General features: G+C 61.7%; 20 protein-coding genes. 9 read left to right on the top strand and 11 right to left on the bottom strand.

What is annotated here, in order from left to right; all coding sequences use genetic code 11:
- The gene (locus V5E97_RS18780) at positions 1-645 is read right to left on the bottom strand and encodes a tyrosine-protein phosphatase (RefSeq protein ID WP_406700812.1); all 645 of its coding nucleotides are present in this window, start codon (positions 643-645) and stop codon (positions 1-3) included.
- 246 nt (positions 646-891) lie between these two features.
- Positions 892-1,065: a hypothetical protein gene (locus V5E97_RS18775; protein ID WP_406700811.1), complete on the bottom strand. Its 174-nt coding sequence runs from the start codon at positions 1,063-1,065 to the stop codon at positions 892-894.
- Positions 1,066-1,364: 299 nt separating this feature from the next.
- Between V5E97_RS18775 and lpxA the strand changes: the two genes are divergently transcribed.
- On the top strand, positions 1,365-2,186 hold the full coding sequence (gene lpxA, locus V5E97_RS18770) for an acyl-ACP--UDP-N-acetylglucosamine O-acyltransferase (protein WP_406700810.1): 822 nt from the start codon (positions 1,365-1,367) through the stop codon (positions 2,184-2,186).
- A 55-nt stretch (positions 2,187-2,241) separates the two neighbouring features.
- Here lpxA and V5E97_RS18765 read toward each other — a convergent pair whose 3' ends face one another.
- The 4 genes from V5E97_RS18765 to V5E97_RS18750 form a co-directional block, all read right to left on the bottom strand.
- Entirely contained in the window at positions 2,242-3,069 is an 828-nt protein-coding gene (locus V5E97_RS18765) for an HlyD family secretion protein (RefSeq protein ID WP_406700809.1), read from the bottom strand.
- 41 nt (positions 3,070-3,110) lie between these two features.
- Positions 3,111-4,226, bottom strand: a complete 1,116-nt coding sequence (locus tag V5E97_RS18760; RefSeq protein ID WP_406700808.1) for an aminopeptidase — start codon at positions 4,224-4,226, stop codon at positions 3,111-3,113.
- 358 nt (positions 4,227-4,584) lie between these two features.
- Positions 4,585-5,802 (bottom strand): hypothetical protein, encoded by a 1,218-nt coding sequence (locus V5E97_RS18755; protein ID WP_406700807.1) that lies wholly within the window; start codon positions 5,800-5,802, stop codon positions 4,585-4,587.
- Positions 5,803-6,290: 488 nt separating this feature from the next.
- The gene (locus tag V5E97_RS18750; protein WP_406700806.1) at positions 6,291-7,073 is read right to left on the bottom strand and encodes an MBL fold metallo-hydrolase; all 783 of its coding nucleotides are present in this window, start codon (positions 7,071-7,073) and stop codon (positions 6,291-6,293) included.
- A gap of 713 nt (positions 7,074-7,786) precedes the next feature.
- On the opposite strand from V5E97_RS18750, the gene V5E97_RS18745 reads away from it, so the two are divergent.
- The 6 genes from V5E97_RS18745 to V5E97_RS18720 all read left to right on the top strand — a co-directional run bounded on the left by V5E97_RS18745 (position 7,787) and on the right by V5E97_RS18720 (position 13,906).
- On the top strand, positions 7,787-9,250 hold the full coding sequence (locus tag V5E97_RS18745; RefSeq protein WP_406700805.1) for a HEAT repeat domain-containing protein: 1,464 nt from the start codon (positions 7,787-7,789) through the stop codon (positions 9,248-9,250).
- Positions 9,247-9,906: a GltB/FmdC/FwdC-like GXGXG domain-containing protein gene (locus V5E97_RS18740; protein WP_406700804.1), complete on the top strand. Its 660-nt coding sequence runs from the start codon at positions 9,247-9,249 to the stop codon at positions 9,904-9,906. The genes V5E97_RS18745 and V5E97_RS18740 overlap by 4 nt, the downstream gene beginning before the upstream one ends.
- A 63-nt stretch (positions 9,907-9,969) precedes the next feature.
- On the top strand, positions 9,970-10,398 hold the full coding sequence (locus V5E97_RS18735; protein ID WP_406700803.1) for a hypothetical protein: 429 nt from the start codon (positions 9,970-9,972) through the stop codon (positions 10,396-10,398).
- A 26-nt stretch (positions 10,399-10,424) separates the two neighbouring features.
- Positions 10,425-11,477 carry a magnesium/cobalt transporter CorA gene (gene corA, locus V5E97_RS18730; RefSeq protein WP_406700802.1) on the top strand — a complete coding sequence of 351 codons (1,053 nt, stop codon included), beginning with the start codon at positions 10,425-10,427 and terminating at the stop codon, positions 11,475-11,477.
- Between the two features lie 28 nt (positions 11,478-11,505).
- On the top strand, positions 11,506-13,272 hold the full coding sequence (gene recJ / locus V5E97_RS18725; RefSeq protein ID WP_406700801.1) for a single-stranded-DNA-specific exonuclease RecJ: 1,767 nt from the start codon (positions 11,506-11,508) through the stop codon (positions 13,270-13,272).
- Entirely contained in the window at positions 13,250-13,906 is a 657-nt protein-coding gene (locus V5E97_RS18720; protein ID WP_406700800.1) for a protein-L-isoaspartate(D-aspartate) O-methyltransferase, read from the top strand. Before recJ ends, V5E97_RS18720 begins: the two co-directional genes overlap by 23 nt.
- A gap of 67 nt (positions 13,907-13,973) precedes the next feature.
- On the opposite strand, the gene V5E97_RS18715 is transcribed toward V5E97_RS18720, so the two are convergent.
- From V5E97_RS18715 to V5E97_RS18695, 5 genes are all read right to left on the bottom strand, one after another.
- Positions 13,974-14,696 carry a PEP-CTERM sorting domain-containing protein gene (locus tag V5E97_RS18715; RefSeq protein ID WP_406700799.1) on the bottom strand — a complete coding sequence of 241 codons (723 nt, stop codon included), beginning with the start codon at positions 14,694-14,696 and terminating at the stop codon, positions 13,974-13,976.
- A 202-nt stretch (positions 14,697-14,898) separates the two neighbouring features.
- Complete coding sequence (locus V5E97_RS18710) at positions 14,899-15,483, bottom strand: hypothetical protein (protein ID WP_406700798.1); 585 nt, start codon at positions 15,481-15,483, stop codon at positions 14,899-14,901.
- 158 nt (positions 15,484-15,641) lie between these two features.
- A complete protein-coding gene (locus V5E97_RS18705; protein ID WP_406700797.1) occupies positions 15,642-17,048 on the bottom strand; it encodes a hypothetical protein in 1,407 nt (468 codons plus the stop codon).
- Between the two features lie 45 nt (positions 17,049-17,093).
- Entirely contained in the window at positions 17,094-18,392 is a 1,299-nt protein-coding gene (locus tag V5E97_RS18700) for an acetyl ornithine aminotransferase family protein (RefSeq protein WP_406700795.1), read from the bottom strand.
- A gap of 423 nt (positions 18,393-18,815) precedes the next feature.
- On the bottom strand, positions 18,816-19,439 hold the full coding sequence (locus tag V5E97_RS18695) for an RNA polymerase sigma factor (protein WP_406700794.1): 624 nt from the start codon (positions 19,437-19,439) through the stop codon (positions 18,816-18,818).
- A gap of 146 nt (positions 19,440-19,585) precedes the next feature.
- Here V5E97_RS18695 and V5E97_RS18690 point away from each other — a divergent pair, with 146 nt between their 5' ends.
- Together V5E97_RS18690 and V5E97_RS18685 are read left to right on the top strand one after the other, a co-directional pair.
- Positions 19,586-21,472 carry a protein kinase domain-containing protein gene (locus V5E97_RS18690; protein WP_406700793.1) on the top strand — a complete coding sequence of 629 codons (1,887 nt, stop codon included), beginning with the start codon at positions 19,586-19,588 and terminating at the stop codon, positions 21,470-21,472.
- 85 nt (positions 21,473-21,557) lie between these two features.
- Entirely contained in the window at positions 21,558-23,105 is a 1,548-nt protein-coding gene (locus tag V5E97_RS18685; RefSeq protein ID WP_406700792.1) for a hypothetical protein, read from the top strand.
- Positions 23,106-23,125: the final 20 nt, after the last annotated feature.

Here is a 23,125-nt window from a genome sequence, read left to right as displayed (position 1 = left end):
CTAATTTCCGAAGATCGACGAGAGGGCGTCGGGATTGCGGTGACCGAGACGCGTCTGGGTCTGGCGGCGGGGCAGCACTCGTTCATTGTAAAAGGCCGTCATTTGACGGTAGTCGGGGCCGTGAGTGACCTCTTTCAAACCGAAACTGCGTGAGATCTCGTCGGTCGCCTGCTCCAGAGTCCAGCCGCAGTGAAGCGTGCGGTAGGCGATCTGGACCATTGAGGCCCGGTTGATGCCATGATGGCAGTGGAAGTAGACAGGCTGGTTTTCTGGGGCGGCCAAGACGTTGGCGGCGTGCTCGAGGCTATCGAGAAGCGAGTTTGAGACTCCTGTGGCCCGACGGTCGACGATCGGGATATGGACCCAGCGGAATCCCAATTCGGTGGCGAGGGCCTTCTCCTTGACGACCAACGGGCTCTCGGGAGGATGGGCAAGAGCTACGACTGTCTTGATCTTGTAGTCACGGACGAGCCTGTGCATGGGCCAGTCTTGCTGCCAGGCGCCGCGGTAAATTCGCCCCGGCACGACTTCTGCGAATTTGTCGATGAACACGTAGTCCTGGCCATGGCGCCAGATCTGGTGACATGCAAAAACGATTAAGGCTCCCGCGAGCAAGCGGCGACGCCAAATTTGCTGAAGGAGCATAAGACCGACTCCATCTCTCTCAAAAAGGGAACTCGGCGCCGCACAGGTCGAGGAAGATGGGGGATGGTATAGCAGAGACCCGAAATTTCGCCAAGCCAAGTCGGGGGTCGACTACAAATCGGCAAGGCGGGCTTCGCCTGGCGTTGGCCTGAGTTGAGCAAGCCAGAGTGGTTGGGTTTGGCCAGGGGGAAGCGAGTCATGCGTCTGCCCGAGCCCTCATCGTGGCAGTTCCTCTCTGGCATCGGATTATTGTCCTCGGCCTTTCTCGTGGCCGTAGGAAGCGGCATGAACATTGATGTCGAGCACGATCAGGAGCACCGATGGATCGTCAGGATCGCGGGGATCTTGGCGTTTGTCGGGCTGGTTCTGCTCTGGCTTTCCCTGAGGCGGCCTTCCCAGGATCGGGGAGGTCCGCGGCAAAAGTAAGACCTCCGGGCCCGGCAAATCCGAAGCCGATCTGGTTCCCTGATGACTCCTCTAAACGGGCTATCCGGTCATCTACACCGATGCCGCGGTCCGCACGATTCTGCGAAATTGTAAAGGTTATTTCGCCTCGGCCTTCCCAGGGTGTATGCTCTTGGGAGAGAACTCGGCGGGGCAATGGATCGGCTCCTCTACCGAGGTCGTCCGAATGGACGAACGTGGCGGTTGCCGCGCCTGTCTGTATGACAGGCGTTGGGCTTGACCGAACGGACCTCAAGGGATTGGGGAAGCCGAACGTGACGACCATCATTGCACCCAGAGCTTGCATCGATCCTCGCGCCGAGCTAGCCGATGATGTCGAGGTTGGTCCCTTCTGCGTCATCGGACCTGAAGTCCGGATTGGCCGTGGGACCCGCTTGGCCGCCAACGTCTGCATCACTGGTCGAGTGAGCATTGGCGAGTTCAATCGGATCGGCCCGTATGTTTCGATCGGAGATATCCCTCAGGATATCTCGTATCGCGGGACTCCCACGCGAGTCGAAATCGGCGATTGCAACCTACTGGGCCCTGGGGTGACGATCCACCGAGCCTCCGAGAAAGAGGATGGCATCACGCGGATCGGCAGCCGGAACACGCTGCTGGCCTCCGCCCATGTCGCGCACGACTGTAAGTTAGGGGACGACATCACGATCGGCGAATGGACGATGCTCGGCGGGCATGTTCATGTCGAAGACCATGCCGGCTTTGATATCGGGGTGGCCATCATTCATAACGTGACGATCGGGGCCTACAGCTTCGTCGGCATGAAATCGAAGGCGACCCAGGACGTTCCCCGGTACATGAGGGCGGACGGTATCCCCTCGAAGGTACGTCGCGTCAACGTGTCGGCTTTGAGGAGAAAGGGGCTTTCCAAGGACGCGATCACTGCGCTGGAGGAAGCCTACCGCTTGATCTATCTTGGCAAAATGCGCCTTCCGCAGGCGGCCGACCTGCTTCGATCGCACGGTCAACTCACTCCGGAAGTCCAGCGACTCATCGAAGGCATCGAGACGCAACGACAAGGCAAGAACGGCCGCGCCCGTGAAAATACACTCGGGAAGGCGGAAATGCCCGAATGAGGGAGAAATCGCAGCCGTCGAGGTCTCGGCGAATTCGACGAGGCCTGGTCGGAACTCAGTTCGTCGGTGTGGGCTGAAGCGTGGCAGACTCGTTTTCTTCGAGCTTCTTTCGCTCGGCGGCGAGCGCGTTCTCAGCGTCGTCGACGGCCTTCTGAAACAAGGCGACGTCATCGGTCGCAATCAGGCCCCGAAGCGATCGCTGCTGAGCGATCGTCAGCCGGTTCTTGGATCCGGCGGAGACGACCTCGAAATACTGGATGCGAGCTTTGAGGTAAGCGGCTTTGAGCCGCTGATACTCGGCGGAGTCGTACGATTTTTCCCCGCGGCGCGAGGCCAGTTCCATCACGATCTGCGCCTCGCGCGTCTTGCTGAGGGCCAGACTTGCCTGAGCGGTGTTGAAGGCCTGTTCGGCGTCGTCGAGTTCTTGCCGGCTAATCGCTTTTCGCTGGTAGAGCGCGCGGGTCTGCTTCAGGGTGTAATCGCGAAAATCGACGTCGACCTGGGCCATACCCTGCTGTTTCTTGACCCAGTCGAGCAGGAGCGAGTAGGCCTTGACCTCGTCGGAGGAGATGACGCGGCCCATCACGTCACGTTCGTAGATCTTCAGATTTCGATAGGCCGTCGATTCCGCTTCGTGGGCTTCTTCGTAGCGAAGGGAGGCCGATTCTCGTTCGAGGTCGGCCCGGCTCACGAGCCCTCGTTGTGACAGACGCTGGGTGCTGACCAACTGGGCTCGCTTGAGCAGAACGGTATCGTGCAACCGCTGGATTTCGCGGTCGAGGTCGTCGATCTCCATGCTCCGGTGCAAGGCGAGGGGGAACTGGTCGGGGTCCCCCTTGACCTGGCCGAAAAGGGCGAGTGACAGAAGAAGCGTCGTGAGCATGGAGAGTTTCTCGCTTGGGTTCGGGGCACGGGCCTCGTCAATTACTCGGGGTCGAGGGCCTGGAGATCCTCGGGAATGAATCGGCCGTCGACCCGGATTGGTTCGCCGTCGAAGTCGATACTACCCCCCCCATAGTCGGGGCGTTGAATCTGTACAAGATCCCAATGAATCTTCGAACGATTGCCGTTATCAGCCTCATCATACGCATTTCCGGGGGTGAGGTGAAAGCTGCCGGCAATCTTCTCGTCGAAGAGGATGTCTCGCATCGGGTGGAGAATCCTGGGATTGCAGCCGATCGACCATTCCCCGATGTAGGAGGCCCCTTCGTCGGTCTCGAAGATCCGTCGCAGTTTCTTGACGTCTCCCCCGGTGCAGTGGGCCTCGACGATCCGGCCGTCCCGGAAGTCGAGCCGGACGCCGTCGAACGAAGACCCTTGGTAGATCGTCGGTGTATTGAAGCGAACGTGGCCTTGGACGGAGTCGCGGACGGGCGCGGTGAAGACCTCGCCGTCGGGAATATTCATCTCACCGGAGCAAGGGATCACTGGGATTCCTTCGATCGAGAACCGCAGGTCGGTCTCGGGCCCTTTGATATGAACCTCTTTGGCTTTTGTCATGCGATCGACCAGTGGCCTGAGCGCCTTCGCGAGCCGGGGGTAGTCGAGGTTGCAAACATCAAAATAGAAGTTCTCAAACGCCTCGGTACTCATACCGGCCTGCTGGGCCATGCTCGAATTGGGGAGCCGGAGGACGCACCACTTCGTCTGTTTGATCCGGCACTCGAAGTGGACCGGTTTCAGGTAGTGCGTGTTGTAGAGGTTCATTTTTTCCGCCTGCACGTCGGACATCTCGTTGATGTTCCGAGCGCCTCGGAGCCCAATATAGGCGTGAACCTGGCTCATTCGGTGCAGTTCAAAATCGCCCAGGGCGCGCATCTGCCCTTCTGAGGCGTTTTTGATGAGCTCGCGAATGATCCGCGTGTCCTTGGTCTCAACGAGCGGATAGGCGCCTTTCCTGGCGGCCTTCTGGACGAGCAAGCGGGGCAGGGTGCTATCGTCGAGATCGAAGCACTCGATCAGGAGAACTTGTCCTTTTTCGAGCCGAGTCGAGTGGCCGATCAGGATGTCGGCGAGAGCCTCCCAGCGGGGGTCCGGCATGAGCATTTCCCTGTACAAGTATTGGGGCGGCAACCAAGAAAAAAGAAAGCAGGTCCGAGGCAGCCCGCCTCCCAGGACCAACTCGCCCCATCGCATGACGATAGCCAAGCCCCATTGTATGCGGCATCGGCTCTCGGGCGAAGTCCGAGGTTTTGCCTTGCTTTCGGTTCGTTCTCGCTCGAGACCTTGGTGGCTTACTTATTTGCGTGTGTGGATGAATTACCGAACCAGGAGACGGAGAGCACCATTCCGCCGCGGAATGAAAAAAAAACGGGTGGCCGGGGCTGTGAGGCCCTGACCACCCGAAATCGTTTCGCGGTCGGATTCGTCGTCGCGGAATTCGGCGGATTCACTCAGTTCAGGGCTTGATGGAAGGCTTGACCGTCGCGCTGATCTCGACGTCGAATCCCGGACCGAGCGGGAGGCGGAGCAGATAGGGCTTGATGGCGGCCCAGTAGCCTCGGACCGAAGCTTCAAGCGTGTCCGTCGTGCTCGACTCGGGGTGATAGCTTGCTTTGTGGGATTCGAGATCGATCGACTTGGTCGCTCCGTTGTCCTTGACGGGAGGGGTGACCGATTCGTCGTTTGCGGAGTTGGTCGGAGGTACGGTCTGTGGGGTTGCGCAGGGCTCGGAGCTTCCGGGGAGCGAGGTCGGCGGCGGCACCTGCGACTCGGGCAGCGGCGGCAGCGGCACAGGCGTTCCATCCGCGGTCCGGGCCATCGGCAGGGAACGACTTGGCATGGCCGGAACCTGGCCCGCCATGGCAGGAATGCGGTCGGGCATCGGGATCGTGGACACTCGAGCGGGTGCCACGTAGGTGAAGCTTCGGCCGACCGCCTGGGTCAGATCGACGGTGGTCCGAACGGAGGCCGGGCTGGCTTCAATCAACATCAACCGCTCGCGGACGATGGCCTTCCCCGTGCCATCATCGAGCGTGTGAGCTCCCAGACTTGCCACGAGGACTCCGCCGTTAGGGATCAGCCATTCGCCCTCGAGCGTCCCCCTGACAACTTCGGGGACGTCCAGCTTGGGGTTGAGGATCGTCTGTTCGCCCTGCTCGTCTTTCTTGGGAACGAACTCGGCCAACTTCACCTGGTGAACTGCGGTGACCTTGACCTCTTCGACGACCATCCTGACGAGCATACCTTGGTCGAGTTTTCGTCCCGACATCGTGAATTGGCAGCCCTCACGGAGATCTTCGTGGTCGGTGGTATAGGCCACTGCCACCGCATGATCGAGAGGGCCGTCGGCATGGCGAGTTAATTGCGAGGCGACCTTACGGGTTGTCCGCTGGGAATAGGCCGCTACGGCATCGGGGTCCGCCATGAGCTGCGGGCTCATCAGGACCCGGCTCGCCCGATCCACCAAGGGCTTGATCACCTCCTGGTTGGCTGTCCAGATGACGCACGAGCCTTGTCGAGCGACCGGCTGGAGTCGGGCGTAGATCGACTCACGCCACTTCAACCCATCCATCTCGAGCAGCTTGACTCGATACTGAATGGGGGGAGTGCCCCGGTTCGGGGATGAATCTGCTCCGAGGAGAGCTATAACGAAGAGACTCAACGCTGCGTTCATGCGACGACCTCCGTTCCGCCTGACGAAACTTACCGGTCAACGATCCGTGTCGCCGGCTCTGGGCGCGGGATTCTAAGCACGCCGCACTTTTCCGTCAACGCGACTTGTCGGCCGAAGGTGTAATGGACTTGAGCCAATTTCGTCCTCGAAATCGGCAATCGATCTTGACCCAATGAAATTTGGGAGTGACACCAAAAACATGTGAGTATTGTGGTGAACCGCTAGAGAGGAAAAAGGAAAGGGCCGACCGTCGAATCCCGTCGCTTTCGACTGTCCGGATGTCGTGGCGTTTCCGGATACCCTCAAAGGGGCCGTTCAAAGAAATTCAAGTGAGGATAGGTTACATCTCGGCGGTCGACTGACGTGCACGATCCAGGAGAGTTCGCAGTCCAATGAATGCACTGATGGCAGGCTGAAGCTTTCCCGACAAAAAAGCGGGTGGGCTCTGCCCACCCGCCTCAACCGAGGTTCATGCATACGCTGAGAACTTAAAGATTGAGCTTTCCTTCCGCGAGCTCATCTTCCCACTCGTCGAGGAGCGGCCAATCGATGGCGCAAGTGCCAAAGTCGGCCATGTGGGTGTACGACTCGAGCCGGGCGATGGTGGCGTCGAGAAGGGCGTTGTCTTTTCGGAAGATGGGGCCGTGCGAGGGAAGGAGATATTCGGCGTCGCAGGCTCGGATTCGTTTGAGGCTGGCAATGAACTCCACCAGGTTCGATCCGTGGTGGGCGTCGATCACCCCCACGCAACCGTCCCGGAAGATGTTATCGCCGGAGAAGAGGAGGGGACCCATCCGAAACGAGAGCTGACCGGCGGTGTGGCCCGGCGTGCTCCAGACCTCGAGTTTCCGATCGCCGATCGTTATGACGTCGCCTTCGTCGATCGTCATGTCCACCTTGCAGCGCGGCATCGGGATATGGATGTTCTGAGCGTCGATCCGCGCGTAGGTAAGCACCTCGTCGCCGTCCTGGAGCGGGGCGACGCTCTTGGGGTGAGCCGCGACCTTGCACTTGAGCACATCTCGGGCCCGCGCCAGGCCCTGAGTGTGGTCGGCGTCGGCATGGGTCGCCAAGATCATCTTGCAGTTGGAAAGGCTGAAGTTCATCTGGCGAATCAGCTCGAGGACCTCAGAGAGCTCGTCGAGGAAGCCAACGTCGATCAACGCGTACTCCGTGCCGCCGTCGATGAGGTAAATATTCACTCCAAGACGGCGTCTCGCCTGGACATTGAGCTCGATGATGCCAGGAAAGATATAACGACGTTCGACCATACCCAGGCAATCTCCACAATCGACCGAACAGCCAACGTGCCCTACATGGCGCTCGCGGGCCACATGTCTTGGCCTGAATTTCCGGAGGATTATTCCATGATTCTACGAGCGATGCCCCTCCGGAACAACTCCCCCCGTTCTGAACGGCCCGCTCACCGTCAATTCTCGTCCCCTCGAAGGGAACGAAATCGTGGCGTGGGCGTCAAATGAATAGCGAGCGAAGGCATTGTGCCTATTTCCCCTTAATTCTCTGGATTATTCATTTAGTGTTCAGCTTTTGCGTGATCTCGGGTTGGGAGATTGCGGGCCACCAAGCGGCCAGGAGGGTTCGGTTGACTTGACAGGGGGTCATTAGCAGGTTAACTTTGGAACGGCGACTCCTTGATGGAAGTATCTGGACCAACTTGAGATGAGTTGTTGTTCCGACGGGCCGAGTCAGCTCGTACGCCGTCCCCAAAGCGGGTGGATTTGCGTGTTGAGCCGTCCCCGCCAGTTCCCGTCCTCGTTCCGTTGCGTGGTCAACTGTGTCCCGACCGATCGGTCGAGAGTCCTGACCGCGTGGCATCATTCGCACGTGACTATCGCACCAAACCTGGCGTAGCCTGGGCCTCGGGCCGAGACTCGACCATGTTGTTAGGGCCGCGAGTTTAACCAAGAGGTTGGCGACCATGATCAAAGCGCTCGCCCCGAGGATGCCACGGGGGTGCTCGTGGGTGTGGCCTTCGATCGTGCTGCTCGGCGTTCTTCCGCTGACGCTCGAGGCACAACAAACCACACCGCTCGCCGAGGGCGTGGACACGGCCCAGAAATCGAACGAGGCCACGAAAAAGGCGGCTCAGGTTCCTGCTGAGAAGGAAGCTGAGGCCGTCGCGGAAGAGCAGGGGAGCGAGGCCACGACCGCGTCAGTGGAGATCTTTGTCGATCCCAACGCGGTCAAGGCCAACGAAAATACGTTCCCCCAACTCCCTTCGAGCACCCTCAACCCTCGCCAGGTCCGAGAGATCGAGGCGATGGCGAAGGGGGGTACGATCGACCGGGACTTGATTCAGAAATATGTCAATAAGTTTACGGCTGATCTGACGAATCGTTCGTTCATCAAGGGATTGTTCGCGCCCGATGAGGGGTTGAGTCCCTCCTCCGCCGCGGCCGTCGGATTTCGTGACGCCAGCTTTAATCTTTCGAATCCGATCGAGTTGGCGAAGAGGGCGAACAACGCGGCCTTCCTCAAGTTGTACACCGAATCGCTGTTGGCCGTCGCGCCCAAGCTGCTGAAGAACCACCTGCTGGCTCGGCTCGAAACGGCGATCCTGCTCGGCAAGACGGGAAGCCCTGAGGCGATTGAGACATTTATCGCGCAGCTCAATGACAAGGAGCAGACGACCTGGGTCAAAATCTGGTCGGCGCGAGGCATCGTCAACATTTTGCAGACTGCGACCGGAGGCTACCAGGATCTTCCCGGTGGGCCGACATTGACTGCCAAGGCGGCACACGCCCTGGTGGATTGGCTGGCCGATAAAGACCTGCCGTGGCCTGCGCAATTGCGAGCCCTCGAGGCTTTAGGGGCCTTGCGGATGGCCGCCGACCCTCGGGCTCAGGCCAAGCTTGAGATGGCCTCGGCCGCGATGCAGGTGCTTGCTGATCCCACGACCCGACTCGAAGTTCGTGCTCAAGCCTTCTGGACCTTGGGGATGATGCGGGTCAATCAGGCGAATGGCAAGTTTAATTATAAGCTCGTCGCTTACTATGGTGGAGAAGTCGCGGCTGAGCTTGGGGAGCGGATTCTGGCCACGTATGACGCGAACATCGCGCTGGCGCAAACCTACGCCGCGCCCCTCCTCTATCAGATTTACCCCGCCTTTTACGGTGTAGAAGGGGCACGAGAGGCCGGCCTCCTCCGAATGCCCAGCCTCGGGAACAACCGTGGATATGTTGAGCAGTTGGGTAATGTGATCAAGCCGGTGGCCAAGTCGGCGGTCGAACTTTTCAAGGCTCCCAAGGGGAATCGTGAAAAGCTTGCCAAGGACCTGAGCGACAAGGTCGCGGCTCTGAAGTCGTTCCTCGACAAGAACGTTCCGGACGACAAGGAGTTCGGTGGCAAGCAGTTCCCGCTGAAGGCCCAGATTGCCGATGTTCGAGCCGAAGACCCCAAGGTCGTCGGCGCGGTTCGCGGCAAATGACGCCTCCTGGCCCCGCACTCGAGTCCGCGGTCCTTTCCATTCCCGACATCCGCGACTACGAGAAAATCAACGCGGAACTGGTCCAACGCCTGGATTCGGGGACGACGCGCGTCTGTCTGGCCGGTGCGGAGGGACAACGGTTCTTGGCGGCCGGGCTGAGGGGGGGATGGAACGCGGTCATCGAGGTTGAGGGCCGCGCAGGGCCGGAACTTGCCGCTGAGCTGGACGCTCCGGGCCTGACGGTCGTCTGTCGAGGGCCCGCCGCGGATGGCGCTGGGCGTGGTCTACGGGCGGGTCGGCTGGTCATCTTGGAGGATGCGGGCGAGGGCCTGGCGTACGCTCAGCAAGGCGGGATCGTCTTCGCGGCGCGAGGAGCAGGCGCTCGTGCTGGCTTGAATCAGCACGGTGGCGTTCTCGTGATGCTTGGCCCCATCGGTCGCTTGGCCGGCGAGAGACAAGCGGGAGGGCTGATCTTCGCCTTTCGCGACCAGCTTGGTCTCCATGCCGGCCGTGGCCGGCGCGGAGGCCGGTTGATCCGCTTAAGCTCCGAAAGGATTGGCGACGATCTGGTCGAGGCCGGAGACTACGAGACCTTCCGCGCCCTGCTCCGAGATTTCAGTCAGTGGACGGGTTCGGAACTTCACGATCGGACGTGATTGGCGACCGTACGAGGTCCAGATCGTTCACGAAAGTCGGCCTCTCGAAGCCCAGGTGACGGTATGCGTTGGCATGCGGGATACTTGAGCAGCACGATCACGACCCTGATTCTGCTCCTCTCGGGGTGTGGGGAAGAGTTGGGACCGGAGCAATTCGAGACGACCCAAGTTTCCGGGATCATTCGTCTCGGCGGGCGCTCGATCGATCAGGACTGGAAGGGCTGGATTGAATTCATTCCAGTGGACGGGACGGTCGGCAAGCTCCGATCCGCGACCATTCGCCCGGATGGCTCGTTCGAGGCTGATCGAGTCGCGGTTGGCTGGAATCAAATCGGTCTGGTCAACGCCCCCCTCGGCCCTGATCTGGCCAGCAAATTTCATCCCTTTTCCAGTCCCATCCGGCGCAAGATCCCTGATCACCGCATAGAGATCGAGATCAATCTCTATGAGGAAGCGATTAAGGACCAAAACGCCGCATTGCGACGTCCCTGAGACTCGAATAACCGGGATCCGTACCGATGAGCTCGCCGCAGTCCGATACCATCTTGTCTGGACAACGCGTCACGGGCCTTCAGATTCGGATTGTCTACCGGGACGGCGACGGTGAAATCCACTTCGATTGGCCGATCGAGCAAATCCCGCTCGCCCTGGAAGACGAGAAAGGGACCCTCTGGGTCGAGATCGACGATCAAACTCAGAACACCGATCGACGAGTGGAAGAGCTGCTCGACGGCGTCTTCCACTTTCATCCACTGGCCATCGAGGATGCGGTCCAGGATACCCACGTCGCCAAGGTCGACGACTGGGGAGAGTACCTCTACATCGTCTTTCACAACATCGACTTCGACCCAGATACTGATCTGATTCGGCTTCACGAGCTCGACATCTTCCTCGGTGCCAATTACCTGGTGACCTATCACAACGAACCCTTGAAAATCCTCGACCAGCTTCGCCGTAACATCGAGCGCGACCCGACGAACCGGCTCAAGCATGGGGCCGGACATTTGCTCTATCACATCCTCGATATGAGCGTCGCCGAATACCTGCCTGCCATCGAGCACCTCGATGAGGCGATTGACTCGGCGCAGGACGAGGTCTTCCACCGGCCGACCCCCAGTACACTTCAAGCCATCTTCCAGGTGAAGCGCTCGGCCCTCCGGCTCCACCGAATCCTCGCGCCTGAACGCGAAGTGCTCAACCGCCTGGCACGCGACGAATACAGCCCGGTCAACCCTGAGCATCGTATCTACTTTCGCGACGTCTATGATCATGTCGTTCGAGTGCACGACATTACCGAAAGCCTGCGTGACCTCATTTCGGGAGCCCTGGATACCTATCTCTCGGCGATCTCCAATCGTACCAACGATATCATGAAGGCATTCACGCTTGTCACTGTGATGTTCCTGCCGCTCTCCTTTCTGACGAGCTTCTTTGGGATGAATTTCTTTGGCGGAACGCTAGAATTCGAGGGTTGGCTACCCAAGCGGGCGCTCTTCGTGGGGTCGTGCATGATCATGTTATTCATGCCCGGGTTCCTCTATCTCTTCGCGAAACGACGCGGCTGGTTCTGAGCATTCGCCGACGGGAGGAAAGCGGAGGATGAGCACGCGCTGGCGTCTGAGACCCCATGATCCGGATCGGACGGCGACCCTTGGCCGCGATGCTGGCATCCCGCCGTTGGTGGCTCAACTCCTGTTGAACCGGGGAATCGAAGAGCCCACGCTTGCCCTTGCTTTTCTCGAGTCGCGATTATCGTCGCTTCATGATCCCGAGTTGCTGCCGGGGGTCGTTGAGGCGGCCGATCGGATCATCAGGGCGGTCCGGGCTCACAAAAAGATCGTGATCTATGGCGACTATGACGTCGACGGGGTCTGTGGTACGAGCATCCTCTGGGACTGCCTCCGCCTGGCGGGTGCCAAGCATCTTGACTACTACATTCCGCACCGGGTCGACGAAGGCTACGGGGTGAATGCGGACGCCTTGCGGAAACTGGCGACGGAGTTGCGGGCCGAGCTCATCGTCACGGTCGATTGCGGTATTTCAGCCGTGAGTGAGGCCCGGCTGGCGCGAGAACTCGGTGTTGAGTTCATCGTGACCGACCATCACACGATCGGTAGTGAATTGCCTGAGGCGGACGTGATCGTCCATCCACGATTGGAAGACAGCCTCTATCCGTTTGGCGATCTCTGCGGCGCGGCGGTTGCTTTCAAGCTTGCCTGGCAAATTGCCAAGGGGTTCGGCGACGGGAAGAAGGCATCTCCCCACCTTCGAGATTTCCTGGTGCAATCGCTCAGCCTGGTCGCAATGGCCACCGTGGCAGACGTGGTTCCTCTCAACGGCGAAAACCGGATCCTCGTCCGCCGCGGGTTGATCGGGATGTTCGCCGAGCCGACTGCGGGGATCCGCGCCTTGATGGAAGTTTCCGGCTGTCTCGGCAAGCGGAAGCTGACGGCCGGAAACATCGGCTTCAACATGGGGCCTCGGATCAATGCGGCGGGACGTCTGGAACGGGCGATGAAGGCCGTTGAGATGCTCACGACCGATGACCTGGAACTGGCCCGCAAGATTGCCGAGGAACTCGATCAGTGCAACAAGGATCGGCAAGAGCTCGAGCACAAGATCGTCACCGAAGCCCATCAGATGATCACGGAGCAAGGGGGGCTGGGGACTCGGGGCGCGATCGTCTTGGGGCGAGTGGGATGGCATCCTGGTGTGATCGGGATCGTCGCCAGCCGCCTGGCGGAAGTTTATCACCGGCCCACGATCGTAGTGGCCCTTGGGGATGAGATGGGGCAGGGGTCGGCCCGGTCGATCCCAGGACTCGACCTGTACAAGGCGATTCACCAATGCGCCGAGGGGTTGACCAGTTTCGGTGGGCATGCGGCGGCGGCCGGTCTCAGGCTTCCGGTGGGCCAACTCGCTTCATTCGCGGAGCGGTTCGAACTCCATTGCCGCGAATCACTGACCACCGAACAATTACGAAAGTCTCTCACCATTGACGCCGAGGTCCCGCTGGCCATGCTGTCGACCAAGCTGGTCGAGGCCCTTGAGATGCTCGAACCGCATGGGATGGGCAATCCGCGACCGTTGCTGCTGGCCAGCGGCGTGCGCCTACTTGGCGAGCCTCGGGTCGTGGGGGAACGGAAAAACCACCTGCAGCTTCGCTTGATGCAGGGGTCGGTGGTCGTCAAGGCGATCGCCTGGAACATGGCCGAGCGAGCCAAGTCCCTCTCCGCGAACACGCTCTGTTCGTTCGTCTTTCACCCCTCGATCAACGAGTGGAACGGGCGTCGCGAAGTGCAACTCGAGGTGAAGGATTTTCAACTCGACGAGGCGAGTGAGCATGCCCAGCCACAGACCGCATGACCCATTTCCGGGCGCCGCGATCGCGGATCAGGTGCGCCAGCACGGAATCCATGACCCTCGACTCCTGGATGTTCTGGCCCGACTCTCGAGAGAAAAGTTCGTTCCACCCGACGAGCGGCGCCACGCCCTCGATGATCGGGCGATCCCGATCGGTCAGGAGCAGACGATCAGCCAGCCTTTCATGGTGGCCGTAATGACCCAGGAACTGGCCTTATCGGGGACCGAGCGGGTCTTGGAAATCGGTACGGGGAGCGGTTATCAAGCGGCCGTCCTGAGCGAGCTAGCGTCCGAAGTCTTCACCATCGAGAGGCTCGTGACGCTCTCGTTGCGGGCACGGGCGATCCTCGATGGTCTCGGACGGACGAACATCCGCTACCTGGTCGGCGACGGCACCCTCGGCTGGCCAGCCGAGGCGCCATTCGATCGGATCCTCGTGACCGCGGGAGCGCCCGGTTTTCCATCGGCTCTCTTCAATCAGTTGATTGAAGGAGGGATTCTGGTGGCCCCCGTGGGTGACGAGTTCAGTCAGGAGCTCACGATCATCCAAAAGCAGAACGGCCGGCCCGAGAGTCGCTCGATCATGGGGTGTCGGTTCGTCAAACTCATCGGGGCGGAGGGGTGGTCCAATCCATAATCCCACGCACTCGAGAGCGCCGTTCGGTTTGGCCTTGCGCCGGGGTCAAACGCGCACGAAGGCAAGCTCACTTCTTGCGGCGACGCGCGACCAGTAGACCGGCAAAGCCGAGGCCGAGCACAGCCAAACTCGCCGGCTCGGGAACGGCGCGAGGGGTCAGGCTGGTGACCTCCCCGACCACCGCCATCTCTCCGTCCATGTAGATTACTGAAATCAACGGCGTGACGGAGAGGTCGAGGCTGGTGGGTAGCGCTTCGCCAAGGAACGCCGTCCCTGTCGGATCGATGAAGGCGATGCCGAGCAAATAGTCGGATGAGAAGCCGACCGGATCCCCGAAGAAATCCCCGAATCCGGGTAAGAAGGAGAAGTGGCCGGCGACGAAAATGTCGGGGCCGGTTTCGGAGGGCAAGTCCTCTGGGAAAAAGTCGTCCAGCGGGAATCCGGGGGGCAACGATGGTGAGGTGAAATGCATCACCTTGAGCAGGGTCATACTCGGAGGACCGTCACCAAACGACAGCGATCCGGCCGTGAACCGAAGGTCGACGTCACCCACATAGTCGGTACCGATGAATGAGAAGGGGGCCTTCGGTGATGCGGGGTCATAGCGGAGAGTTCCGGTGAAGGGATCACAAACTTGCACCCCGTCGGTTCCCTCAGCCAGAACGATTTTGCCGGAGAAGTCATACATCACCGGGCTGGCGACCACCTCCGAGTTGGAGGCCCCGGTGAGCACCAACGCCAACAGCAGTCTCCACTTCCAGCTTTGCGCGAATGAGCCGAGCCGATTCATCGTAGAGGTCCATCTCCAGGGTGCGATGCCATTCCGTGCGTTAAGTCATGATGTGAGCGTGGCAGCGAGAGACTCTAGCAGTGATTCCGACCACGGACAAGCGTGGGCCACTCCTTTCCGGAGCGCTGTGCCAATTGGGCAACAATGAACCTGAGCCGCTTCATTGGCCGAGTGGCCGATCGCCGACCGCTGTAGGCAACGCTCAATCGAGCCAGGCAGGGAGCATTTTGAGGTACTCGGGATCGACGTTTGCGAGCCAGGCATGATGCTTGTAGATAGTCTTGGTCGTTACGACTTGGGCACTCAGGATGCCCACGATGATGCCTGCGATCACAAGGATGAAAGCGAAGAGGAGTGGCAGGGGGAACCATGTCGAATCGATCCAGAACGCTCCGGCCAGCGCCAGGCCGATCCCTCCCAGAATCGCGAGCCAAGCGTAGGTGATGGCGAGGGATCGTCGACGCCGATGGTTCTCGCAGAGTCCGACTTCGATCCGGACGGTTTGTCGAATGCAGAGTGCCACGATCACGTAAAGCAGGGGGCTGATCAATGCGGTCACGTACCAAATCGGAGGGTGCCAGGCGAGCTTGCGCTTGAGCCGATAATCATTCGCAGGGAGATTGCATTTGATGCAACGATCGGGAAGTCGAGCCTCATCGCTCAAGACCAACAAGTTACCGTCCTGCCAGCAACCCTCCGTATTGGGAAAACCGAACGCCTGGTCCGAATAGTCAGTGCGCGGTAAGGAGGAAAACTCGGGGGCCGCATACGGATTCTCGTGATTCATGAATGAAGGTTCCTTGGCCGATGACATCAATGGGGCCAGGAAACGATCATAGCCACTTACTTATGAGGGGGCAATGACCCGATGGAGTACACAATTCAGGGGGGACGCCCGTCGATGGCGCGACAGGCGTCCGCTCTGTGGTTGAATTGGCGGTGAGATCAATGCAGCCGAGGGTCCGTTGCCGCGATGATGGCGCTGACGGCCTGTTGGTTGAAACCTTTGTACCCTTCGCGGCGTTGCAAGTCTTCGAGATGGCTGCCCAACGCCCCGTCTCGAACGAATTTAGCGTGCTGCTCGGCGGTAATCCAGCCGTTGGCCAGACAACGGTCCGCGCGGTGGCTGGCGACCGGCCAGCGTTCTCCCGCGGTGAACGCCTGGCGAAGGAATGAGAAATCCGAGAATGGCGCCATGACTTCGATGCCCGATTCCGCCTTGAGATCCTGCCTCAAGGCATCAAAGTCAAACTGGGCCTCGAGATGGTGCATGCCTGCTTCGAGTATCGACTCGCCGTGCAGGCCGACCCAGAGTCCGACCGTATTGGGCCGGGGCAGGTCGGGCAGGGCCGAATGCGCGAAGTCGTGAGTCGCCTCGTCGGAGCCGAGGTCGAGGTCGGCGAAGATCACGACTCCGGTCGTCGGGTGTTCGAGAATCTGAGCGCCCCAGCCGGCGTTTTCACCCGCGTGGAATCGCTCGCGGAGCACGAATCCGAGCGTCTCGAACATCCGGATCACGCGGGGGAAGAACCGTCGCGAGCAACGGAAGGTGTGGTGATCGTGGTTGGCCCAGCCCAGGCCGAGTCGGTCCTGCCGACTCTTCTGCACCTCTGCAGCCCGGTTTCGTTGCTGCCAGTACTCACGCTCCACCTCGAAGACGAGGTGGCAGGCCAGGTCGGCCGATCCGGCCAGTTCGATCACGCGTTCCAAGGTCTGTTCGGTTGCGTCGAAGCCTTCGGCATCGTCGGCAAACCGGCGCTTTCGCGCTTTCCAAATATCGCGGGCGGCCAATGCGTCACGAGCGGCCTGCGGTCGCATCCGTCCGTCGCGTGCCAGATCGCCTGGAAACGGATCGAACCCGGTGTAGGCGCGGCGCTCGATCACGTCGAGGGTCGTTCGTTCGCCGAGAACCTGTCCTACTCGATAGGGTCCGAACGCATACCCGCGGATCTCGAGGCCGAGGTCGAAGGCCCTCGAAAAATCCGCGACCGACTCGACCTTGATCGCTAATGAGCGCACTTCCAAGCCGGAACCGGGCGTGATCGCAAGCCGGGGGAAAATTCCTCCGTCGTGAGCAAATACCGGAATACCGACCCCATAGTCCGTCGCCTGACGCTTGAATCCGAGCTCGCGCAGTTGCGCTCCGAGGCTCCCCTGGCCGGAAACGACCAGATGGTCCACCCAATCCTTGAACCGGGTGCTCGTCTCGAGCCGCATCCGCTCCGCCAGGGTGGCGGCGAACGGGTTGCCGGCCACCGCTTTATCAATAAGATCTTCGATAAATGTTTCTGTCTTGGGCCATCGTTTCCACTCGAAGGTGGGCGGAGACGAGGGAGTTGCAACTTGGGACATGTCCAGACTCCAACGTGATCGAAATTGCAACTGTCAGTGTTGAGTTCAGTTCGTGTATGACCGAGGAGCGCAACCAGTTGCGGACAAGGCCGCGCCGAACAACCCGAGGCCGATTTCTACCTGGCGGCGGGTGAGACACAAGGGGGGGCAGAATCGGACCGTGCTGGGCCCGCACGGCAAGAGCAGGAGGCCGCGGTGAAAGGCCAGATCGACGATTCGGTCGCGGAGTTCCGGGTCGGGTTGATCATTGGTCTGGATCTCGACACCGATCATCAGTCCGAGCCCGCGCACCTCACGGATGAACGGATACCGGGTGGCCAGTTCCTCGAGCCCGGTGCGAAGGTGCTCGCCTTGCTTTTCGGCATTGGCCTGGTATTTCGCCTCGACCAGGTCTAACGTCGCCAGAGCCGCCGCGCAGGCGACGGGGTTTCCACCGAAGGTCGAGGCGTGGCTGCCGCTCGGCCAGTCCATCACGTCGGCCTTGGCGACGATCGCGCCCAGGGGCAACCCGCTGGCCAGGCCTTTCGCGAGACAGACGATATCGCCAACGACATCCCAATGCTCCGAGGCGAACATCTTGCCGGTGCGGCCGATCCCCGTCTGCACTTCGTCGAGCACGAGCAAGATACCATGTTCGTCGCAGAGCTTCCGCAAACCGGGCAGGAACTCGGCCGGAGGGACCAGATATCCTCCCTCACCTTGAATCGGCTCGACGAAGATCGCGGCCAACTCGTCCGCGGGGCAGTTCGTGCGGAGCAACGCGTGAACGCTCTCAAGGTCGCCGTATCGGGCGTGATGGATCTCGGGGACGAGCGGTGAGAATCCGCGACGCTGCATCGGTTTCGAGGCACTTAGAGACATGGCTCCGTAAGTCCGGCCATGGAACGCGTGCAAGAAGGCCATGACTCGAGGTCGCCCTGTGTGGCGACGTGAGAGCTTGAGGGCAGCCTCGATGGACTCGGCACCGCTATTGGTGAAGAAGACGCGCTTGGCCTCGGCGCCGGGAGCGAGCTCGGCGAGACGCTCCGCGAGCTTGATCTGCGGAGTGTAATAGAAGTCGGTGCCGGACATGTGGATGAGCCGGCCTGCCTGGCTCCGGATGGCTTCGACCACCGCGGGGTGGCAGTGCCCGGTCGCGGTGACGGCGATCCCCGCCGTGAAATCCAGGAACCGGTTGCCATCCAGGTCCTCGATCATCGAGCCCTTGCCACGACGAACGACCAGTGGATAGGTCCTGGTGTAGGAAGGAGACATCACCTGGCTGTCGCGTGCCAGCCATTCGCGGGCACGAGGACCGGGGAGCGGACCCAGGATCTGGGGATCGTCGCGGTGAAGGGCGATCATGCGTATTTCCTTGGAGGACTTGGCGAATCCTGCCTCGCCACGGCGATGAACGAACCACCATCCTTTTCTATTCTACGGCCATCATCAACACTCCTCGCGACAGCGCCAGCATGTTGAAGGCTCGAGACGAGGTTACGATGCTCGAATCTGAGCCAACGCGAACGCGTCGAAGTGGGATCGCCGGTGTGTTGCGCTCGTCTCTTAATTGGGAGAGCTGCCGGGGGATTCGTGTCTGGGCCGACACCTTTGTGGCCGATCCAGCCAATCGTTACGAGGTGATGGTACAGTGGGTTGCAGCCTGGATCATTCGGCGTAAGCTCGACGTCGTCGAGATACCGCCGGGGAGTATCTCAGGAGACCGTTCCGCTCGTGCTGAGCTGCGGGGCGAGTTCGAGAAGAGGGCCGCGGCTCGGGGCGGATCGGTTACAGATCGAGGTCGCCCAACTCCTGGCGGAGTCTGCTCAAGACCCGTGACTTCGCGACTCTGACGGCACCACGGCTCATGGCCAATTCGCTGCCGACGTCCCCAGGATCTCGGCCCTCGACCGCAGTGCGCCAGAATGCCTGCCAGGTCCGTTCCTCGAATTCCCCGCGGACCAAGTCGAGGACGCGGCGGTAGAGCGGACCTTCCCAGTCGTCGGAGGACACGGAGCCCGGCTCCGTCGGTGCCGGGATCTGGGCGAGTCGTTGCTGCGCCTCGGTCCCTCCGACCGCATCGGCCTCGCGCCCAGTCCTGCGGAAATGATCGCGGATCTTGTTCTCAGCGATGGTCCGCAGCCAACCACGGAAGGTGTCGGCCTCTTCCTGCTTGCGGAAGGGACCCAGGTGGGTCACCACGGCCTGAAAGACCTCCTGCACGATGTCCGCCGAGTCCGACTCGCGCAGGCCCTTCCGTCGACACCAGTGGTACACCAGTGGCGCGTAGAGAGCACTGAGCCGGTCCCAGGCCATTGTGTCCCCTTCCCTGGCACGACCGAGGAGGCTCTTCGACGTCGACAGGGAGGTTCGGTTCCCCCCTTCGCTCGACCCGGCGGTAGGATGGGTCATGATCTCGCCTTGAGGCCGAGTGGGCCTGTCCCGTGAAACTACCTGAATCATGCGACGCTCATGCTGTTGCCACAAGGGGAAAATGTCGTGTAACGCCCTCGCGTTCTGAGGATAAGGCGTTGCGAATTGCGGAAGGGAGAACGTCCATGACGCCTTCGGATTGCCCCCCTCGGGACAAACTCCAGGCTTTCTGGTCGGGCCTACTCCCCGGCCCGACCTTCGACGTGGTCGCCGAACATGTGGAATGCTGTGCGTTGTGCGAGTCGGCGCTCGCGTTTCTCGACGCCGAGCCTGACGAGTTCCTGACCCAACTGCGGAAGACGATGGATCTCGCGACCCCCGAGGAGCCCATTCCCGGCGGGCTGCTCGCGGCCTTGCGCTCCCTCCCGGTCCGCTCGATCCGCGAGCGCATCGCGCTCGGGGAGCCTTGCCGGCTCGGTCGGTTCGATCTCCTGGAGGAGTTGGGGACCGGCTCGTTTGGCCACGTCTTCCTGGCACGAGACGCCGAGCTGGCTCGCACTGTGGCCATCAAGATCCCCCGGGCCGGTGTCCTCGCTTCGCAAGACGACGTCGAACGGTTCCTCCGCGAAGCCCGGAGTGCTGCCCAGCTCACGCACCCGGGGATTGTGAGCCTGCATGAGGTCGGGCACTCCGCCGACGGCACTTATTACCTGGTCGAGGAGTACGTCCCCGGCAAGACGCTGGAGCGGCGGCTTCGCGAGGGGCCGATCTCGTTGCGCGAGGCGGCGGTGCTCGTTGCCACGGTGGCCGAGGCCCTCGACTACGCCCATCGCCGCGGTGTGATCCACCGCGACATCAAGCCCTCGAACATCCTGATTGACGACGAGGGGAGCCCGCATCTGATGGACTTCGGCCTCGCCAAGCACGACGCCGACGAGACGTCCTTGACCGAGGATGGGCAGGTCCTGGGCACCCCGGCCTACATGAGCCCCGAGCAGGCCCGGGGCGACTCACGCGGGGCCGACGCGCGGAGCGACGTCTATAGCCTCGGCGTCGTTCTCTACGAGCTCATCACCGGCGAACGCCCGTTCCAGGGGAATCGCCGTATGCTCCTCCTGCAGGTGCTCGAAGATGAACCGAGGCCGCCACGTCGGCTGAACGACAAGGCCCCCCGCACCTTGGAGACGATCTGCCTGAAGGCGATGGCCAAGGTCCCGGCGCGGCGGTACGCGACTGCGAAGGAGCTGGCCGACGACTTGCGCAGCGACCTGGAAGGCAAGCCAATCCGTGCGCGCCCACCTGGTGTGACGGGGCGGCTCCGCCATTGGTGCCGTCGTAATCCGGTGGCGGCCAGTCTGCTCGTGGCCGTGACCCTGGGCTCGGCCGTCGGCCTCTGGCACCTGTCACGGCTCTCCGAGAGCCTCGTCCGCTCGACCGCGCTGGAGGGCGCGGCACAACAGGCCGAGATGCTCGAGGTGGTCAACGCACTCTATAGCTCGAATGTCGTGGAACGCCTCCAGCGCCGTGGGATCGTCGTTACGCACGACTACACGACGAAGGCCGGGGCGATCCCTCTACCCGCGACATTCACCATCGAATCGGGCCAGGAGATCGGCCGGCAGAGTAAGACGGGGATCCTGTTCCGGCTCTACAGCGACTCCCCGTTCAAGTCACGTAAGGACGGTGGCCCCCGCGACGACTTCGAACGCTACGCACTCGCCGAATTGAAGCGGAACCCCGGGACACCCGTGTCCCGCTTCGAGATCTTCCAGAATCGCCCGTCGCTGCGGTACGCAACTGCCAGGCGGATGACGACCGACTGCATCGGCTGCCACAATTTCGACCCTAACAGCTCGAAGCGGGACTGGAAGCCCGGGGAGGTTGGGGGCGTGCTTGAGATTGTCCGCCCGCTTGACCGCGATATCGCCCGGACGAGCGAGGGGCTGCGCGGCACATTCATTCTCATGGCCGTGGTCTCGGGTGCCCTGCTGAGCCTCTCCGGCCTGTTCCTGCTGGCACGCCGCCGGCGGATTGTAGATCCGCGCGTGGGGGGGCGGGAGGAAGTCGTGTAACGCTCTTGCGTTCGAATCCCTCGAGGGACGTGTCGATCGACAAGTTCGGTTGTTCAATCGGCGCAGCGCGCCGGGGAGACAGTCCATGAGTGATTATCGTCGCCGTGAGTTCCTCGCAGACGTGGGGCGTGGGATGCTGGTTGCGAGCGTGGGCTCGGTCGTGGCGCAGGACCTCGGCCTCGCGCCGAGGGCGCTGGCAGACGAAGGTTTCTCGCGGCTCACGTTCGGCTCGATGGAGCCGCTGGTCGCGCTGATGCAAGAGACCTCGGCTGACAAGCTCCTGCCGATCGTCGTTGAGCGGATCAAGAGCGGGGCCGATCTCCGCGAGTTCGTGGCCGCCGCCGCGCTAGCGAACGCGCGCTCCTTCGGAGGGCAGGACTACGACGGCTATCACGCGTTCATGGCGCTCCTGCCTGCGTACCAGATGTCGCGGGAGCTTCCCGAGGCAGAGCGTGCCCTTCCAGTTCTGAAGGTCCTCTATCGCAACACGAACCACATCCAGGGCGTCGGGGCGCGGTCGCACGAGGCGATCCACACCTTGGAGGCGACGTCGCTCGCCGGGGCCAGCCCAGGGGCCGAGGCCCTTCGCGAGGCCACCCGCAAACAGGACATGGACGGAGCCGAACGGATCTTCGGCGCGATGACCGCCGGCTCGATCGACGACGCGTACAACAATCTCCAGGCTCTTGTTCAGGACGACACCAACGTCCACCGGGTCGTCCTGGCCTGGCGCGCGTGGGCCTTACTCGACCTAACCGGCAAGGAGCATGCCCACACACTGCTCCGCCAGTCGGTCCGGTTCTGCGTGAACGAGGAACGCTCGATCCGGAAGCACGGGTTGGCCGATCCGCTGCGCGACCTCCTGCCTCGGTTGCTCGACGGACAACGCTTGTCGAGCCAGGCAGCGGCCCAACGGCAGCCGGACGATGACTGGGTCGAGCGGATGGGCCACACAATTTACGCCTCCTCGCGGGAGAAGGCCGCCACCGAGGTCGCCGCCGCTCTGGCCGATGGCGTCTCGCTCGAGTCCGTGGGCGAGGCAATTTCGCTGGCCGCCAACCAACTCGTCCTGCACGACCCCGGCCGGTCGAAGGACGATTCGGCGGCGAAGCCCAAGGGCAGCATCCATGGGGCCTCGGTCGGGGTGCACGCCTCCGATTCCGCGAACGCTTGGAGGAACATCGCCCGTGTCGCTAACCGGCGCAACGCACTTGCCAGCCTGATCGTCGGGGCCTATCACACGGCCGGGCAGGCGGGCAACTTGAATGCCCAGGCGTATCCGCTGGCCGAGCACCGCGAGGAGGTCCGCGACGTCACGGCCGACGCGCTCCTCGCCGAGACGGAAGCCGCCATCAAGGCGAACGATCAGGCCCGCGCCTGCGCCCTCGTCGATCGCGCTGGCGTGCTCGGTCGCCCGGCCCGGCCGGTGTTCGACCTGCTACTCCGCTATGCCATCAGCGAGGACGGCGCACTTCACGCCGAGAAGTACTACCGGACCGTCTCCGAGGAGTTCGCCGCCACGCGAGCGGCGTTCCGCTGGCGGCACCTCGCGGCCCTGGCGCGGGTCACCGCCAGTGAATACGGCCACCCGGCCCCCGGGGTCGCCGATGCACGGCACCTCCTCCGCGTCTAAAGGAGCAGAACCGAGAAGTG

Source organism: Singulisphaera photorubra, assembly GCF_045290345.1.
GTDB lineage: Bacteria > Planctomycetota > Planctomycetia > Isosphaerales > Isosphaeraceae > Singulisphaera.
This window is presented reverse-complemented; position numbering and strand designations above follow the sequence as displayed.

What these genes read in the sequence shown, in the direction of transcription:
- V5E97_RS18750 (WP_406700806.1), bottom strand. Translation starts at nt 7,073, where the DNA reads ATGGTCGAACGTCGTTATATCTTTCCTGGCATCATCGAGCTCAATGTC.
- V5E97_RS18735 (WP_406700803.1), top strand. Translation starts at nt 9,970, where the DNA reads ATGCGTTGGCATGCGGGATACTTGAGCAGCACGATCACGACCCTGATT.
- V5E97_RS18760 (WP_406700808.1), bottom strand. Translation starts at nt 4,226, where the DNA reads ATGCCGGACCCCCGCTGGGAGGCTCTCGCCGACATCCTGATCGGCCAC.
- V5E97_RS18695 (WP_406700794.1), bottom strand. Translation starts at nt 19,439, where the DNA reads ATGACCCATCCTACCGCCGGGTCGAGCGAAGGGGGGAACCGAACCTCC.
- V5E97_RS18685 (WP_406700792.1), top strand. Translation starts at nt 21,558, where the DNA reads ATGAGTGATTATCGTCGCCGTGAGTTCCTCGCAGACGTGGGGCGTGGG.
- V5E97_RS18710 (WP_406700798.1), bottom strand. Translation starts at nt 15,483, where the DNA reads ATGAATCACGAGAATCCGTATGCGGCCCCCGAGTTTTCCTCCTTACCG.
- V5E97_RS18740 (WP_406700804.1), top strand. Translation starts at nt 9,247, where the DNA reads ATGACGCCTCCTGGCCCCGCACTCGAGTCCGCGGTCCTTTCCATTCCC.
- V5E97_RS18705 (WP_406700797.1), bottom strand. Translation starts at nt 17,048, where the DNA reads ATGTCCCAAGTTGCAACTCCCTCGTCTCCGCCCACCTTCGAGTGGAAA.
- recJ (WP_406700801.1), top strand. Translation starts at nt 11,506, where the DNA reads ATGAGCACGCGCTGGCGTCTGAGACCCCATGATCCGGATCGGACGGCG.
- V5E97_RS18765 (WP_406700809.1), bottom strand. Translation starts at nt 3,069, where the DNA reads ATGCTCACGACGCTTCTTCTGTCACTCGCCCTTTTCGGCCAGGTCAAG.
- V5E97_RS18780 (WP_406700812.1), bottom strand. Translation starts at nt 645, where the DNA reads ATGCTCCTTCAGCAAATTTGGCGTCGCCGCTTGCTCGCGGGAGCCTTA.
- corA (WP_406700802.1), top strand. Translation starts at nt 10,425, where the DNA reads ATGAGCTCGCCGCAGTCCGATACCATCTTGTCTGGACAACGCGTCACG.
- V5E97_RS18715 (WP_406700799.1), bottom strand. Translation starts at nt 14,696, where the DNA reads ATGAATCGGCTCGGCTCATTCGCGCAAAGCTGGAAGTGGAGACTGCTG.
- V5E97_RS18720 (WP_406700800.1), top strand. Translation starts at nt 13,250, where the DNA reads ATGCCCAGCCACAGACCGCATGACCCATTTCCGGGCGCCGCGATCGCG.
- V5E97_RS18690 (WP_406700793.1), top strand. Translation starts at nt 19,586, where the DNA reads ATGACGCCTTCGGATTGCCCCCCTCGGGACAAACTCCAGGCTTTCTGG.
- V5E97_RS18755 (WP_406700807.1), bottom strand. Translation starts at nt 5,802, where the DNA reads ATGAACGCAGCGTTGAGTCTCTTCGTTATAGCTCTCCTCGGAGCAGAT.
- V5E97_RS18700 (WP_406700795.1), bottom strand. Translation starts at nt 18,392, where the DNA reads ATGATCGCCCTTCACCGCGACGATCCCCAGATCCTGGGTCCGCTCCCC.